The organism is Aequorivita sinensis (assembly GCF_006346335.1).
Lineage (GTDB): Bacteria > Bacteroidota > Bacteroidia > Flavobacteriales > Flavobacteriaceae > Aequorivita > Aequorivita sinensis.
This window is the reverse complement of sequence record NZ_VDMC01000014.1, coordinates 43,989-61,586: the sequence shown is the minus strand read 5'-3', so window position 1 is coordinate 61,586 and position 17,598 is coordinate 43,989. Positions and strand designations below refer to the sequence as shown.

Annotated in this window: 13 protein-coding genes; 2 read left to right on the top strand and 11 right to left on the bottom strand. The window is 35.7% G+C overall.

What is annotated here, in order from left to right:
* Positions 1-215 precede the first annotated feature (215 nt).
* From FHP04_RS12230 to FHP04_RS12200, 7 genes are all read right to left on the bottom strand, one after another.
* On the bottom strand, positions 216-1,100 hold the full coding sequence (locus tag FHP04_RS12230) for a hypothetical protein (RefSeq protein ID WP_139856421.1): 885 nt from the start codon (positions 1,098-1,100) through the stop codon (positions 216-218).
* Positions 1,101-1,438: 338 nt separating this feature from the next.
* The gene (locus FHP04_RS12225) at positions 1,439-3,250 is read right to left on the bottom strand and encodes an acyl-CoA dehydrogenase family protein (protein ID WP_139856420.1); all 1,812 of its coding nucleotides are present in this window, start codon (positions 3,248-3,250) and stop codon (positions 1,439-1,441) included.
* An 89-nt stretch (positions 3,251-3,339) separates the two neighbouring features.
* Positions 3,340-3,711 (bottom strand): four helix bundle protein, encoded by a 372-nt coding sequence (locus FHP04_RS12220; protein ID WP_139856419.1) that lies wholly within the window; start codon positions 3,709-3,711, stop codon positions 3,340-3,342.
* Between the two features lie 56 nt (positions 3,712-3,767).
* Entirely contained in the window at positions 3,768-4,958 is a 1,191-nt protein-coding gene (locus tag FHP04_RS12215) for an acetyl-CoA C-acyltransferase (RefSeq protein ID WP_139856418.1), read from the bottom strand.
* Between the two features lie 38 nt (positions 4,959-4,996).
* Entirely contained in the window at positions 4,997-5,356 is a 360-nt protein-coding gene (locus tag FHP04_RS12210; RefSeq protein ID WP_139856417.1) for a four helix bundle protein, read from the bottom strand.
* Between the two features lie 143 nt (positions 5,357-5,499).
* Complete coding sequence (locus FHP04_RS12205; protein WP_139856416.1) at positions 5,500-7,908, bottom strand: 3-hydroxyacyl-CoA dehydrogenase/enoyl-CoA hydratase family protein; 2,409 nt, start codon at positions 7,906-7,908, stop codon at positions 5,500-5,502.
* Between the two features lie 84 nt (positions 7,909-7,992).
* The gene (locus tag FHP04_RS12200) at positions 7,993-8,445 is read right to left on the bottom strand and encodes a MarR family winged helix-turn-helix transcriptional regulator (RefSeq protein ID WP_139856415.1); all 453 of its coding nucleotides are present in this window, start codon (positions 8,443-8,445) and stop codon (positions 7,993-7,995) included.
* Positions 8,446-8,919: 474 nt separating this feature from the next.
* Here FHP04_RS12200 and FHP04_RS12195 point away from each other — a divergent pair, with 474 nt between their 5' ends.
* The gene (locus FHP04_RS12195) at positions 8,920-10,398 is read left to right on the top strand and encodes a polysaccharide deacetylase family protein (protein WP_139856414.1); all 1,479 of its coding nucleotides are present in this window, start codon (positions 8,920-8,922) and stop codon (positions 10,396-10,398) included.
* Positions 10,399-10,405: 7 nt separating this feature from the next.
* Here the strand turns inward: FHP04_RS12195 and FHP04_RS12190 are convergent, their stop codons facing one another.
* The 4 genes from FHP04_RS12190 to FHP04_RS12175 form a co-directional block, all read right to left on the bottom strand.
* Entirely contained in the window at positions 10,406-10,927 is a 522-nt protein-coding gene (locus FHP04_RS12190) for a DUF488 domain-containing protein (protein ID WP_139856413.1), read from the bottom strand.
* A gap of 75 nt (positions 10,928-11,002) precedes the next feature.
* Complete coding sequence (locus FHP04_RS12185; RefSeq protein WP_139856412.1) at positions 11,003-11,329, bottom strand: DMT family transporter; 327 nt, start codon at positions 11,327-11,329, stop codon at positions 11,003-11,005.
* A gap of 2 nt (positions 11,330-11,331) precedes the next feature.
* A complete protein-coding gene (locus FHP04_RS12180) occupies positions 11,332-12,696 on the bottom strand; it encodes a T9SS type A sorting domain-containing protein (RefSeq protein WP_139856411.1) in 1,365 nt (454 codons plus the stop codon).
* 39 nt (positions 12,697-12,735) lie between these two features.
* Positions 12,736-14,514, bottom strand: coding sequence for an AMP-dependent synthetase/ligase (locus FHP04_RS12175; RefSeq protein WP_139856410.1), 1,779 nt, complete (start codon positions 14,512-14,514; stop codon positions 12,736-12,738).
* Positions 14,515-14,767: 253 nt separating this feature from the next.
* Here FHP04_RS12175 and FHP04_RS12170 point away from each other — a divergent pair, with 253 nt between their 5' ends.
* Entirely contained in the window at positions 14,768-17,596 is a 2,829-nt protein-coding gene (locus FHP04_RS12170) for a M16 family metallopeptidase (RefSeq protein ID WP_139856409.1), read from the top strand.
* Positions 17,597-17,598: the final 2 nt, after the last annotated feature.

Sequence of the window (17,598 nt, the reverse complement as noted above, 5' to 3'; positions counted from 1 at the left end):
GAGAAGTTCATAAATCAATTTTCTTTCTTGAGGCCTCAAGAAAGAAAATTGATGACTATTTTTGATAATCTAAATTAATAAATAACGGTCAACACTAATCAGGGATATACATTTAGACTTGAGATTCTAGAATCTAGAGTCTAGATTCTAGACGCTCTCTTTTCTTTTTTCTCTTGTCTCTTGCAGTGAAGTTTGCTTTAAAAATGTATCGAAGACTAGGGCTGTGGGGTTACGGTTTTGGTTATAATCTCCACATTTTCAATAGTTCCCATGTCTAGAGTTTCAATTATAATTTGTTCGTCGCCTCTTACTAAAACCAAATCTTTTAGCGTGATTTGAACACTTTTAAAAATTTGATATTCGTGAGGTTGATGTTGAAAAACTTCGTAAGTGTTAGCTACTTCAGGGTTTAAATAGTCAGGACCCACAGTAGGATCGGTGATATCGTTTCTCGGATCTAAATCTAAGTTTTCATCTTCAAAACGAGTAAGTACTCCATCATTATCATCTTCATTGTCTAAAAAGTCTGGAATTCCGTCCCCATCTGTATCTTTTGGATTGGAAAAAGGATCTTCATCGTCATCTTCTAAATTGAGTTCAAAAACTGTTGGCACATTGTCGCCATCATCATCAAAATCGTACATATCATCTAAGCCATCGCCATCGGTATCACCAGCAAACTCAAATTCTCTTGGCACTCCGTCATTGTCTTCAATTAAAAAAGTAGTTGTAAGTACCGCAGTTCCAGAACTTGCTACATATTCTACAGTAACATTTGGTGAAGTAGGAGGAATACTACTGCAAAAATAGTTGTTGCCTAATGCTGCGTCGTAGGTTCTATAATCAACTACTATAGTTGTCCCGTTAAGGGTGTAGTTTGCAATTCCTTCCTCGCGATAAAGACTATCTAAAACTTCCATTTTAAGCGATAAGCTTTCTTTTGAATCTGGATTTACTTTATAAAACACATAGTTCCCTACGTCACCGCAAGTTTTAAGCTCTGCATTGTCAAAGTTAAAAGACCTCACAATTATATCACCGTCATCACAACTTTGAATAAAAATAGAAGAAAGTATAAGAAGAAATAAAAACCGATTCATTTTATGAGTTTTGGTAACGTTTTTAATAACAGTAAGTTATCGGAATTAATTGTAATATATTAATGTAAAATCAACTAATTCAAGTAAAGCGATAAAGATAAAAAAATTGAATGGTAATTATAATGAATCATTACTTTAAATAGCTTTCTAATTTACGTCAAAACAAGGTGAAGGTATATCTATTAGGATTTATTAATTGAGAATATAAATATAAGAGATTACCCTATTCAGTTAATAGTTAGAATAGATAGGAATTTTTAAATGAATTTTAAACAAAAAAAATCCTGACAAGTAAAACTTGCCAGGACCTCTAAAAATCCTAATTATAAAAAAACTACTTAGAACGGATATGTGTTCTCTGCAATTACCTTATTAGAGATTGTCTTTCTAAGTTCAGCAATATTTGGCATGTTTTGGTACTTAGTAAATCTCTTAAGTCCCATAAGCATTGCACGTTGTTCATCACCTTCAGAGAAAGAAAGAATTGCTTCTTTTGCTTTTACAGTAATAATATCTACAGCGTGATATAAGTATAGCTGAGACATTGCAATTTGTTCTTTTTGAGTGTCTTCACCAAAGCGTTTTGCGTTCTTTTCAGTACGTAAAATTGCACTTTCAGCCATATAGATTTCAATTAAGATATCTGCTGCAGCTATAAGTGTTTGTTGGTGTTCTTCAAGTTCAGTTCCATATTTTTGAGCTGCACTTCCTGCCACCATTAAGAATACTTTCTTCAATTTGGCAATCATTGCTTTTTCTTCTGAAAGTAATTCAGAGTAGTCTGGAGTGTCGAAAGATGGGATTCCCATTAATTCGTCAGCTACTGCTTGGGCTGGGTTTAAAAGATCTACGTGACCTTTCATTGCTTTTTTCACAAGCATTCCAACCGAAAGCATTCTGTTTATCTCGTTTGTTCCTTCGTAAATACGAGTGATTCGAGCATCACGCCAAGCCGATTCCATTGGTGCATCTGCACTGTATCCCATTCCACCATAAATCTGGATTCCTTCGTCTGTACAGTTTTGAATGTCTTCTGAAACAGCTACTTTTAAGATTGAGCACTCAATAGCGTATTCTTCTACACCTTTAAGCTCAGCTTCTTGATGGCTATTTCCAGCCTTCAAACGAAGTGCAATTCTGTCTTCGATATCTTTGGCAGCTCTATACGAAGCACTTTCGTCTACATATGCATTTGTTGCCATTTCAGCTAACTTAAGTTTTATAGCTCCAAACGATGAAATAGGCACGTCAAACTGAATTCTTTCATTAGCGTATTCTACCGCCTTTGAAATAACTCTACGCTGTCCGTCAAGTCCTGCACCAGCAAGTTTAATACGACCTACGTTTAAGGCATTCATCGCAATTTTGAAACCTTCGCCTCTTTCGCCTAACATGTTTTCTACAGGAACTTTAGTTTCACTAAAGAAAACTTGGCGAGTAGAAGAGGAGTGGATACCTAATTTCTTTTCTTCTTCACCTAGTGAAATACCGTTTGAAGGATCGTTTTCTACGATAAATCCAGTAATATTTTTGTCGTCTTCAATTCTCGCAAATACAATAAAAGTATTACAGAATCCAGCATTCGAAATCCACATTTTCTGTCCTGAGATCGAGTAGTATTTTCCATCTTCTGAAAGAACTGCTTTAGTTTTTCCGCTGTTTGCATCACTACCAGCACCTGGCTCAGTAAGTGCATAAGCCCCAAACCACTCACCAGTAGCTAATTTAGGAACGTATTTTTTCTTTTGCTCTTCGGTACCGTAAAGGGTAATTGGCATAGTTCCGATACCTGTATGGGCTCCAAAAGCTGTTGCTACTGAACCACTAGCTCCAGAAATATAGTCGCAAACTAACATAGTGGTTACGAATCCCATTCCCAGTCCGCCGTATTCTTCAGGAACTGCTACACCTAGAAGTCCCATTTCGCCAGCTTTACGCATAATTTCTTCGGTAAGGGCGTAATCGTGTTGCTCAAAGCGTTCTTTTAATGGCCATACTTCACGATCTACGAATTCCTTCACAGAATCGCGCATCATTTTTTGCTCTTCAGTAAAATCTTCAGGAGTGAAGACGTCTTCAGCTTTTGTTTCTTTAACTATGAATTGTCCGCCGCGGAGAAGGTTGTCGTTGTTTTTTTCTGTTGTGCTCATATTTGTTTTGATTTGACTTAGGACGGTAAGACATAAGACGTAGGACTTGCCGTCACCAATAATGTTTTTGTGTATATTAAAATTAAATTTTACGAAATATTCTTTTCTAAATTTTCCATAAAACGTGTAATCATTCCTTGAATTGATTGAATTTTTATTTCCAAATGTTTAAATCTTTCATTGGAAATATAACCAACTTCAAACGCAATTATAAGTTGAGTTTCCCATTCGAAAGCCGAACCTAGAGCATTATCCAAATATTGGAGAAAATGTTTATCAGTTCTTTTTGCAGTTCCTTCCGCAATGTTTGAAGGAATGGAAACTGCTGCTCTTTGCAATTGACTAGTTAAAGAATAGGTTTCGGACTTTGGAAATGTATCTGTAGTTGAATAAGTTTCTTTTGTTAATTCAATACCTTCTTTCCAAATTGTAAGTTTTCTAAAATTATGCTTCGCTGCCATATTGTATAGGTTTTAAAGTTTTAGTCTTACGTCCTAAGTCCTATTGTCTTAAGTCATTATTTAAGAAACTCATAAACCCCAGCAGCTCCTTGTCCGGTTCCTACACACATAGTTACCATTCCGTATTTGCCTTGTAGGTCACGTTTGCGCATTTCGTCAAATAATTGCACAGAAAGCTTGGCTCCAGTACAACCTAGTGGGTGACCTAAAGCAATCGCTCCACCATTTACGTTTACAATTTCCTTGTCTAAATCTAATCCGCGTATTACTGCTAATGACTGTGAAGCAAAGGCTTCGTTTAATTCGATTAGCGCTAACTGATCTTGTTTTAGCCCCGCTTGTTTCAGTGCTTTTGGGATAGCGTATAATGGCCCGATACCCATAATACTAGGTTCTACACCAACAGCCGCATAGCTTACCATTCTTGCAATTGGCTCAAGGTTTAATTCTTTCACCATTTCTTCGCTCATAACTACTGCAAAAGCAGCACCATCACTCATCTGCGATGAGTTACCAGCTGTTACACTACCGCCATTGGCAAATACAGGACGTAGTTTTGATAGAGCTTCTATATTAGTTCCTTTTCTAGGTCCTTCATCTTTATTTACAGTATACGATTCAGTAACTTTTTTCCCGTTTTCGTTTACATAAGTGTGTTCTACTTCAATAGGAACAATCTGATCTTGAAAACGATTTTCATCTTGTGCTTTTAAAGCACGCATCTGACTCGTGTATGCAAATTCATCTTGGTCTTCGCGCGAAACGTTGTATTTTTTAGCCACAGCTTCTGCTGTTAGTCCCATATTCCAGTAATAGTCTTCCTTACCTTCTTTCGCAACTTGATAATCTGGAACAGGCTTATATCCTCCCATTGGGATATAGCTCATGCTTTCTGCACCACCAGCGATGATACAATCTGCCATTCCATTCTGGATTTTAGCAGCGGCAATAGAGATAGTTTCTAATCCCGAGGCGCAGTATCTGTTTACTGTCATTCCAGGAATGTCCACTATATCCAATCCCATTAACGAAACTAACCGACCTACGTTAAGGCCTTGTTCGGCTTCTGGCATTGCGTTACCAACAATTACGTCGTCAATTCGCTTTTTGTCGAGTTGCGGTAATTCGTTCATAATATACTTAATGGTCTCCGCCGCCAATTCGTCTGGACGCTTAAAGCGGAATACCCCACGAGGCGCTTTCCCCACCGCGGTTCTGTATGCTTTTACTATATATGCTGTTTTCATAATAGATTTTAGATTTTAGACATGAGATATAAGAATCTTTAAATTTTCTTTGAAAATTTCTTTATCAAAGTATAATTCATTTTTTGTATCTCAATTAATTCATTTAAAATAGGTTTTACTGTATTTTCTGAAACTAATTCAAGCCGGTGGGAAAGAACTAGTTGTGTAAACAATTCATTTGATGATCCATTTGCAATACCCAAAAAGTTTTTAAACTCTCCATCAGTATTTCTTCCTGCTCCTTCAGCTATATTGGATGGTACGGAAATCGCACTTCGTCTAACTTGACTTGTTAAGCCATATTTCTCTTCTTTAGGAAATTTAGTTGTTATCCGATAAGTTTGTTCCGCTATATCCATCGATTTTTGCCAGATTTTTAACTCTTGAAAATTGTGCATGACACTTAGATTTGAAGATTAGACATGTGATTTAAGATTCTAATAAAAATAACTATTTAGTTGATATTTAATTACTTTGTCTCAAGTCTCAAGTCTCAAGTCTCAAGTCTCAAGTCTCACATCTCACTTCTCAAGTCTAGTTTCTAATTTCTAAGCGGCTTCCCCTTCTGAATCATGTGCTGCAATCTTTCTAGGGTTTTTCTTTCTCCGGTTAAACTTAAGAATGCTTCTCTTTCAAGGTCTAGTAAGTATTGCTCGCTTACATAGCTCGCTTCACTTAAATCGCCACCTGCCATAACGTATGCCAATTTGTTTGCAATCTTCTTATCGTGCTCACTAATGTATTTTCCAGCGTACATTTGGTCGGTTCCAACAAGGAACATTCCCATGGCTTGCTTTCCGAGTACTTTAATATCTGTTCTTGGAATTGGCTTAGTATATCCTTGATCAGCCATAAAACGTGCCGTTGCTTTTGCTGCCGCAATTTGTCGGCTTTGGTTTACAACTACAATGTCTTTTCCTTTCTGAAGAATTCCAGTATCAAACGCTTCATAAGCCGAAGTGGATACTTTTGCCATTCCGATAGTCAAGAAATAATCCTGAAGTCGGTTAAGCTCAACATCTCCCTTATGGAATGTATCACTTGCTCTAAGCGCCATTTCTTTAGAACCTCCACCGCCAGGAATCACCCCAACGCCAAATTCTACTAAACCAATATAACTCTCTGCAGCTGCAACAACTTTATCGGCGTGAAGTGTAAATTCACATCCACCCCCTAAAGTCATTCCGTGCGGTGCCACTACTACTGGAATAGAAGAGTAACGAAGGCGCATGCTTGTATCTTGGAAATACTTAACAGCAGCATTCAATTCGTCGTATTCTTGTTCTACAGCCATCATAAAGATCATCCCGATATTCGCCCCAACAGAGAAGTTTTTCCCTTGATTGGCAATCACCAAACCGTCGAAATCTTTTTCAGCAATGTCTATGGCTTTATTAATTCCTGCTAATACATCGCCTCCTACAGCATTCATTTTACTAGTGAATTCCACATTTAAGATACCATCGCCAAGATCTTCAACTACAACCCCGCTATTTTTGAAAACTTCTGAGGTCTTACGAATGTTGTCTAGAATAATAAATGAATCCTGTCCAGGTACTTTTAAGTGTTTTTTCTGAGGGATATCGTAGTAATATGTATTCCCTTCTTTTACGGTATAGAAAGAATCTACCCCAGCTTCAAGCATTTCGTTTACCCAAGCTGCTGGTTCTTTTCCTAAATCTTTAATTAATTCAATTCCTTTTTTAACACCTACGGCATCCCAAATTTCGAAAGGACCATTGTCCCATCCAAAACCTGCTTTCATAGCATCGTCAATCTTGTAAAGTTCGTCGGTGATTTCAGGAATTCTTTTTGAAACATAAGCAAACATTGCTGCGAAGTTCTTACGGTAGAATTCGCCAGCTTTATCTTCCCCTGCAATAAGAATTGGGAAACGATCGGTTACAGTACCAACCGATTTCGTTTTTTCTAGAGTTGCAAATGATGCTTTTTTACTCTTTCTGTACTCTAAAGTGTCTAGGTCTAACGAAAGAATTTCACTATTTCCTTTTTCGTCTTTTACTTTTTTATAGAAACCTTGTCCGCTTTTACTTCCAAGCCATTTCTTTTCCATCATGGTATCGATAAAACCTGGAATTTGGAAGATTCCGTGTTCTTCGTCTTCCGGGGCATTCTCGTGAATACCTTTAGCTACGTGTACTAAAGTATCAAGACCAACAACGTCAACAGTTCTAAAAGTAGCCGATTTTGGACGACCAATTACTGGACCGGTTAGTTTATCAACCTCTTCAACAGTAAGTCCCATTTCCTTCACTTGGTGGAAAAGACTTTGAATTCCGAAGATTCCAATTCTGTTTCCAATAAATGCAGGAGTGTCTTTAGCTACTACAGTAGTTTTTCCAAGGAACTTTTCACCGTAACCATTTAAGAATTCTAATACTTCAGGTGAAGTTTTAGGTCCTGGGATGATTTCAAAAAGTTTTAAGTAACGTGGTGGATTAAAGAAGTGCGTTCCGCAGAAATGCTTTTGGAAATCTTCACTACGTCCTTCGCTCATAAACTTAATAGGAATACCAGAAGTGTTTGAAGTAATAAGGGTTCCTGGTTTTCTGTGCTTATCTAGATTTTCGAAAACTTGTTTCTTGATATCAAGACGTTCTACTACTACTTCAATAATCCAATCGGCAGTTTTTACCTTAGCAATATCATCTTCTAAGTTTCCTGTAGTAATACGTTTAGCAAAATCTTTGTGATAGAGTGGGGCAGGGTTGCTTTTAATAGCTTTTTGTAAATCTGTGTTTACAATTCTGTTTCTTACCACCTTATCTTCTAGAGTAAGCCCTTTTTTCTTTTCGGCATCATTAAGCTCACGCGGAACAATATCGAGCAATAGCACCTCTACACCAATATTGGCGAAATGGCATGCTATACCGCTTCCCATAATTCCGGAACCGATTACCGCTACTTTGTTAATTCTTCTTTTTGACATCTCTTTATATTATGAGTTATGAATTATGATTTCTGAATTAAGAAAATTGAAGTCCTAATTCGGAATTATTTATTTTTTTTGATTTTAAACTGAATCATAAACCTTTTTGGAGCTGATTAAGTCGTTAATTGTTTTTGCTACTTTCCTAAAAGTCTGTAAATCTTCTTCTGAAACATTTTCTCTTACAGCTTTATCAAAGCCAAAGACTACATCTTTTGAAAAACTTCGCATTTCTTTACCAAATGGCGTTAGATGAATTAAAACCCCACGTCCATCTTCTGGATTTGGTTTTCGTTCAATTAGTCCTTTTGATTCCATTGCTTTTAAAGTGCGTGACAGACTTGTAGCTTCCATTCCCATCTTTGGCCCTAAAGCAGTACTAGGTGTGCCATTCTCAGGATCTATACTAATTAAAGCAAACCCGGTTGCCATAGTACTCCCTTTTTTTCCTGCTTCCTCATTGTACATTTTAGTAACATTCATCCAAGTGGAACGCAAAACATAATCTATGGTTTTCTCTTTTGTTTTTTCTTGCATTGAGGATATTGAAAAAAGTATAATACCAAAGATACAAAAAATTTATTATGCACGCATAGTAAATTTAATAGTTTTTTTATAATAAGTTGGGAGTGAGAGCCTCGGTATAGTTTTGTAGCTTAAAATGTATCAATTTCATTCATAAAATGACAGCTGCAAAATCCCTCGGGAGCCATTTTAGGGTTTTTAAACGCTTAGCCTAGGTATGATTATTTATAAAAAAGTACTTATATATAAGTGAGTCAAAAATCAAAAAAAAATTTTACCAATACTTTTTCGGGTCCGATATTTAATAATCACATAGACAGGATTCAATTCAATTGAAATTATTCGGTGAAAACATTATAGCTGCATTAGTGTGTTAAGATTTAACAAAGAGCTAAAAAGGGTTTGGACAAATGATATAACTTTGAATCTTGATTATTAAATGGATATTTATAGACTTTAAGTGTTAACGCAAATAGATTAAGAATTATGAAAAAAATAGTATACGTATTCATGCTTTCAGCAATTATCTATAGTTGTAAAGACAATTCTAAAAAGGATGAAATTCAAAAGCCTTCTACTGTAACTCTTGAAGAAAGCGTAGAAAACTTAACAGATAGTATTCAAGTAAAAAACATTCAGATAGGCTCGGATACTTTAAACGATAAAAATAAGTTTCACTTGTCTTATCCAAGTACGGTGTATGGTTTCATCAATAAAAATGAAGAGGAATTTGCGCAGTCGTATTTAACAGAATTTAAAGACGCAGCTAAGGATGTAAATGAAAACGCAGTAGCAGGACTAGATTTTGGTCAGCATTTTGAAATTATAGAAAGCACACCTTCTATTATCGCTTTTTTAATTGAGCGTTACACTTCATACGGAAACAATTATAATTCTCAATACTTCACTCATATATATGATATAAAAGAAAAAAAGAAACTTGAATTCTCAACTATCTTTTCTCCAAAGGATAATTTTGATAAACTAGCTGAAGTTGTTAAATCGAAAACAAGTGAGATTTTAAGAGAGAAAATAAGATCAATGCAAGAGCTTACCGATGATGATAAAAAAGTACTTTGGAAAAATAGCCAAGAAATGATTGGCGAGGGTACAAAAGCAAACGATAAAAATTATCACGCTTTTAGTTGGGATAAATCGGGAAACTTGACAATATATTTTGATAAGTATCAGGTTGCTTCGGGAAATCATGGAAATATTGAAATTAAACTTGCTCCAGAAACATATAAACACTTAGTAGCTAAAAAGTATCAGTATATTTTTCACATTCAACCGCAAACACAAGAAGAAGATACATCCACTACATCAATTGATACCGACCAATCTTCTCCAAAAACATATAAGATTGATTGCAGTAAGGAGCCTTGTATAGCAATTACTTTTGACGACGGACCAGCAACGCACACAACGCAACTTTTAGATATTCTTAAAAAGCACGATGTGAAGGCTACGTTTTTCGTTTTGGGAAAATCGGCAAAAGTTCAAAAAAACACTTTATTAAGAGCTTATAAGGAAGGACATCAGATAGGAAATCACAGTTGGGACCATAAGGATTTAAAAAAACTGTCTGATGAAGAAATAGTAAACCAAATAATTAAAACCAATGATGTGATTTTAAATATCACAGGAGAAGAAGTAGATGTTATGCGTCCTCCTTACGGTTCGTTTAACGACATTGTAAAAACCAAAGCGAATATGCCAATCATCTTGTGGAACTTAGACCCACTAGATTGGAAAGACCGCAATGCCGAAACTGTCGCACAAAGAATAAGTGAAGCCGATATAAATGGAATTGTTTTAGCTCACGATATTCATAAAACAACCGTTGAAGCAATGCCAGAAGTAATTTCTAATCTTAAATCAAAAGGATATCACCTAGTTACTATAGACAACCTTTTTGCAGGGAAAGAACTTGTAAATGGTAAAACCTATAGCCGAAGACAATAATTAATTATTAATCTTTTTTTGAGTAATTCAGTTTTCCATCCACTATTCTTGCGGGAGCCGTGTAGGGATGTTCAGTAGCTTTGTTTTCGCTCATTATATGTAGTACTTCCCATCCATCAACTTTTAAGATGTCGGAAATTAATGAGCGGTGACAGCTCCACCAAACAGCTTCGGCACACATTATTGCTGTCTGCTTTTCTGCGGCAATTTCTTTTAAAGTGTTAAGAGCTTGTTTAAAATCTTCGGTTGCCATATAATCTGCATATCCCTTAAAAGAATCTAATCGCCAAGCATCGTTTTTGGAATTGGAATTTGGTTTTCTACGTCCGCCTAAATCAATGAGATGCGTGTATTCTATGTTGTTTTCGGGAAGTGATTTTTCTAAATTGTCCTTATTAAATTGTGGAAATTTTCGAGAACCAGGATAATGCCGAACATCGACGAGAGATTTTATTTTGAAGGATTGCAACAATTTTAAAAATTCGTCGAAGGTTCGGGTGGAATGTCCGATGGTCCAAATAGTTTCCATTTATTGGATAAATTTCTTTTAAAGATAAGAAATCAAAAAGGCCCAAAGACGGAATAATGTTGGTTTAACGCAACTTTAATTGCTTACAAATTTTAATCCTACTATTGAAAATATCAAGGTTGAAATGAAAAATACGCGCCAAAATGTAGCCGGTTCATTAAAATAAAAGATACCAATTAAAACAGTGCCCACCGCGCCAATGCCGGTCCAAACTGCATAAGCCGTACCGATGGGAAGGGTTTTTGAAGCTTTTATAAGCAAAAACATGCTGATTGCCAGACAAACCAAAAACCCGCCGAACCAGAGTTTAGATTCCAAACCTGTGGTTTCTTTAACCTTTCCCAGGCAAGCTGCGAAGCCTATTTCAAAAAGACCGCCAAGTATTAGTAGGAGCCAGTTCATTTCTAGGTTTTGATTAGCTGTTTTGTAATGGAAGTTTTTTCAGAAGTAATTTTTACGAAATAGATGCCGGAAGATAATTCAGAAATTGAATAATTGTTTTCATTCAAAACCATTTGTTTAACGGTTCTACCTTGGCTGTCAATGATTTCAATAATGCCCTCTTTTAAACCTGAAATTTCAAAAGTGTTGTTGGCTGGGTTTGGGTAGATTTTAATCTGTGAAATTTGGTTTTCTTCCGTGCCGAGAGCGCAGGCGGATTCTACTTCTTCACGTGTTTCACAACCTGGATTATTAAAGAAAATATTTGTATTCGCAGGGTTTATGTCCAAGAAATCACAAACACTTTTAACAGCGCATTCTGAAAGCAGATCATTATTGTTAATGTTCAGATTTGTAATCGTAGTAGCATCAATGTTCCTTATTCCTTCAATATTGGAAAGTTGGAAATTTGAAGTCATATTTAAAATTCCGTTTATTGAAATCAATCCTTCCAACCCGGCTAAGGACGTGATTGCGAAATTGCTTCCAAAATAAAAATCCCCGTTTACGGTAGTAAGATTTGCCAAACTGCTAATGTTTATTAAATTATTATTTGAAGAAATAAGACAAGATCCGTCAATTGTGGCGAGCAATTCAAGGCCAATCAATGATTCCAATGCCGGATTTTCTGAAATTGAAAGTTCCCAGCCAACCGAATTTAGATTATTTAAACCATCGAGGTTTAATAGAGAACCGTTTCTCGCAATGAGCAATCTTCCCCCAATAGAAACCAAGCTTTCCAAACCATTTAAATTTTCTAAGGCATCATTATTTTCTATATAAACCTCATCAAAAACAGTTGTGATATTTTCCAACCCGTTAAATGAAAGTAAATTATCATTATTTATTACGTCTAAAGTGTTGTTGATTACAGTAAGATTGCTCAGTGCTGTAATATTTTCAAGATTGATATTATATTCTATACGTAAACGACTACCTATAGATGAAAGGTTTTCCAATCCGTGAAAACTAGTCAAATCATCGTTTCCAGCAATTTTTAAAAAACCTCCAATAGTATGAAGATTATCCAACCCCGATAAATCTATTAAATTATCGGATTCTTGTATTAACAAATTTCCCTGTATTTCCTCAATTTGTAACAGCCCATTTAAATTGGTAATGTCGCTGAAACCATTTAATTCCACCCATCCTCCAATGGTAGTACAACCGGGATAATTTGTGGCAAAATTGTCTATAGACGCCTGATTGTTAAAAAAAACACCATTTGGCAAACAAGACTGCGCCTTCAAAGATGCCGATGAAATAAATATCAGGTTTAAGAAAATTGCTATTTTAAAAAAAGTCGTTAATGGTAATTGTAATTTCATAATTTGTTTTTTTAAGATGCCGCAATATATTGTTTTGTGTTAATTATTCCCATAAATCCTCTCATACAAATCCTTATACTGCGCTTTAATAACTTTACGCTTCATCTTCATTGTTGGCGTTAATTGTCCGTCTTCTATGCTCCATACATCAGGAGTCATTTCGAATCTTTTCACTCTTTCCCACTTCCCAAAACGCTCATTAAAAAGATCTACTTCTTCTTGAATACGAGCAATTACTTCTTTGTTATTTACCAACTCCTTATTGTCTGCTGGAAGGTTGTGATTTTTAAGTTTTCCCCATTCTCGAATAAAATCAAAGTCGGGCTGGATTAAGGCTGCAGGCATTTTTTCACCTTCACCAATCACCATTATTTGTTCAATGAAACGAGATTGTTTCATTTCGTTTTCAATAATTTGTGGAGCGATATATTTCCCACCACTCGTTTTAAACATTTCCTTTTTACGGTCGGTAATCTTAAGGAATCCTTCGCTATCAATTTCGCCTATATCTCCAGTGTGGAAGTACCCGCCTTCCATTACTTTTTCAGTTTCTTCTTCATTTTTAAAATACCCTAACATTACTTGAGGACCTTTAACTAGAATCTCACCGTCTTCTGCGATTTTTACTTCAGTTTCTCTTAATGGTCTCCCAACGGTTCCTATTTTAAAACCTTTATTTCGCATATCGTTTACTGCTACCACGGGAGAAGTTTCGGTAAGTCCGTAACCCTCCATTACTGGAATTTGAGCAGCGTTAAATACACGTGCAAGTCTTGGTTGTAATGGAGCACTACCTGAAGCAATAGCCTTTATATTACCTCCTAAAGCCTCCCTCCATTTGCTGAAGATTAACTTGTTTGCAAGTTTAAGTTGTGATTCGTACCACCAGCCATTCTCGCCGTATGGTTCATATTTTAACCCTAGGTCTATAGCCCAGAAGAATAATTTCTTTTTAATTCCAGTTAGTTCAGTTCCTTTGGTGTAAATTTTATCGTAAACTTTTTCAAGTACACGAGGAACAGCCGTCATTACCTCCGGTTTTACTTCATTTAAATTCTCACTAATCGTTTCAAGCGATTCAGCAAAATATAGCTCTACACCACAATACTGATACATATAGTGTAACATTCTTTCGTAAACGTGACATACGGGTAAAAAGCTAAGTCCTTTAGATTTTCCCATTACAATAGGAAGACGCTCCGAACTAAATTTAGCGTTACTCGCAATATTTTTGTGAGAAAGCATTACACCTTTAGGTTTTCCTGTAGTTCCAGATGTATATATTAAGGTGGCAAGATCATTTTCGTCAATTGACGCTTTTCTTTTATCTAATTCATCTTGATTGCTTTCATCTTTTCCGGCTTCAAGTACTTCCGACCAATTTTTTGCTCCTTTAATGTCATTAAAAGTATAGACTTCTTTCAGTTTAGGAACATTGTTTTTTATGGCCATCACTTTGTTGTATACCTCTTCATCTGAAACAAAACAATAAACAGATTCACTATGATTTAAAACGTATTCATATTCGTCTTCAGAAATAGTTGGGTAAATTGGAACATCTTGCGCCCCGGTTTGCATAATACCGATATCGCATATATTCCACTCTGTTCTGTTGGTAGAAGAAATAAGCGCAACCTTGTCATTTGGTTGAACTCCCATTTTTATTAAAGCACGGCTTATAGCATTTGCTTTATCGATATATTCTTGTGTAGAAGTTGATTTCCATACTCCATTATACTTAGTAACAAGTGCATTTTCTTGAGGGTATTGTTTAAGTTGATAATATGGGAAATCAAAAAGTCTTTTTGGATCAGTCATAGTGTAGAATTATTGTATGTGCAAAATAGTGAAATTATTCGATATTCCATATTTACTATTTTCAAAGTAAATATAATTATAAAAAAAAATCTATAAATCGAAGCAGTTGGTTTATTACTATCTTAGCGGATTCTTTGTTTGCTAAGTTATTTCAAATTTTTACAACAAAAAAACTGAATCTATTATAATAATAATCGCCGAGATAATTTAACGAACTACGATTGATATCTCACAAATTCTAATTTATTGAACTATGAAGCTTTTTAAATATTTAGCTCTTAATTTATTTTGTTTAACCCTTTTTATTTCCTGCGATAATGCTCAAGAAAAAGTTTCTGAAGACAAGGAATTTAAAGTCGATTTCGAAACGTACACTCTAGATAACGGTTTACAAGTTATCTTTCATATAGACCGTTCAGACCCTGTGGTGGCAGTAGCCTTAACAAGTCACGTAGGTTCAGCTAGAGAAATTGAAGGTAGAACTGGTTTTGCACATTTATTCGAGCATTTACTTTTCTTAGAATCAGAAAACCTAGGAAAAGGCGGACTTGATAAATTGAGTGCTCGTATTGGAGGTTCTGGCGCAAATGGTTCTACTAGTAGAGATAGAACAAATTATTTCCAAACCGTGCCTAAAGATGCTTTAGAAAAAATGATATGGGCGGAGGCAGATAAATTGGGTTTCTTTATTAATACCGTTACCGAAGAGGTTTTAGCGAAAGAAAAGCAGGTAGTAAAAAATGAAAAACGTCAAAGAGTAGACAATGCACCTTATGGTCATAACTTTTATGTAATCCATAAAAATTTATACCCAAAAGGACATCCTTACAGTTGGGAGGTAATTGGTTCCTTAGAAGATTTGCAGAATGCAACCCTTCAGGATGTTAAGGATTTCTATAATCGTTGGTATGTTCCTAACAACGTGAACCTAACCATTGCTGGGGATTTTGATGTAGCTAAAGCTAAAGAGTGGGTAAACAAATATTTTGGAGAAATTAAACGTGGCGGAGATATTCCTAAAATGGAAAAGCAACCTGTTACGCTATCTCAAACTAAAAAGTTGTACTACGAAGATAACTTTGCCCGTGTACCTCAATTAACGCTTACTTGGCCAGGGGTTTACCAATATCATCCAGATTCGTATGCCTTAGAGGTTTTGGCGACCTATTTGGCAAAAGGTAAAAAAGCTCCTTTATACCAAACGCTAGTTGAAGATAAGAAGCTAACCGACGAAGTGGATACTTACCAATACAACTCTGAAATTGCGGGTCAGTTTATGATGCAGGTTACAGCATTTCCAGATACTAGCCTGCAAGAGGTTTTAAATGGAATAGAAGAAGGATTAAAAAAGTTTGAAGCTGAAGGGATTTCTGAAGCCGATTTAAATAGAATTAAAGCAGGGCAGGAAACTGCTTTTTATCAAGGACTTTCAAGTGTATTAGGAAAGGGATTCCAGTTAGCTCAATATGAAATATTTGCAGGAGACCCTGGATTTGTAAATCAAGATGTGAAAAACATTCTTGCAGTTACGCCTGATGATGTAATGCGTGTTTACAACCAATATATTAAAGGTAAGAATTATGTGGCAACAAGCTTTGTTCCTAAAAATCAGAAGGCTCTAGCTATAACAGATTCTAAATTAGCAGATGTAGTGGAAGAGCCAATTGTTGAAGGTGCTGAAGAAAGTTTTGATTCAAGCGTAGTTGCGGAATATGAAAAAACACCTTCAAGCTTTGACAGAAGTGTGGAGCCTCCTTATGGTGAAAGTCCAGATGTGAAAGTTCCAGAAGTATGGAAAGACGAATTGTCTTCAGGTATTAAATTATTTAGAATAGAAAACAATGAAGTGCCTTTGGTGCAGTACAGAATTCAACTTGATGGCGGAATGCTTTTAGAAAATTCAGAAAAAATTGGTGTTTCAAATTTACTAGCAAGTCTCATGACTCAAGGAACTGCTACTAAAACTCCTGAAGAGCTAGAAAATGCAATTGAAAGTCTCGGGGCAACTATAAATACTGTAGCTACAAAAGAAGCTATTATGATTTATGGAAATACATTGGCTAAGAATTATGATAAAACGATGAGTCTTATTGAAGAAGTTCTACTTCAGTCAAGATGGGATGAAAAGGAATTTGAACTTCAAAAGCAAAGTGTTCTAAGTCAAATTGAACGTCAAAAAGCCAATCCAAATAGTATTGCAGGTATTGAATTTGACAAGTTGATTTATGGTGAAAGCAATATCTTATCGCACGATAATTTTGGAACTAAGGAATCTGTAGAGGCTATTACTTTAGATGATTTAAAAACATATTACAACACATATTTCTCGCCAAACATTACTAAATTTCACATAGTGGGTGCTGTGTCACAAGCTGAGGTTTCACGCTCGCTAACGTCATTAAATGATAAGTGGGCATCAAAAGAAGTATCGTTTCCTGAAATAGCTGAAATTAAACACCCTGAAACTTCAAAAATTTATTTTTATGATTTCCCAGGAGCGAAACAATCTGTTCTTAATTTTGGTTACCCAGCTATAGCTGCTACACACGCAGATTTTTATCCTGCTAGCCTTATGAATTACCGATTAGGCGGTGGTGGTTTTGCGTCGCAACTTACTCAAGAATTACGCGAAGGTAAGGGTTACACTTATGGTGTTCGCTCTGGATTTACAGGTTCAAGTATTGAAGGGACGTTTATGATAAGCAGTGGTGTTCGCTCTAACGTTACCTATGAGTCTACAGCCTTAATAAAAGAGATTTTAGAAAACTATGGAAAGAATTTCAATGAAAATGATTTGGAAATTACCAAAGGCTATATGCTAAAAAGCGGAGCAAGAGCTTTTGAAACATTAAATAGCAAGCTGTCTATGCTTTCAAATATTAGCAACTACAACTACCCAGTTGATTATGCAAAACAACGCGAAGCAACTGTAAAAGCGTTGACAGTAGAAGAAGTTAAAGCATTAGCAGAAAAATACATTCGTCCAGATAGAATGATATATGTAATAGTTGGCGATGCAGCAACTCAATTGGTTAAACTAGACCAACTAGGATTAGGAAAACCAGTGCTTTTGAATAAGTAATT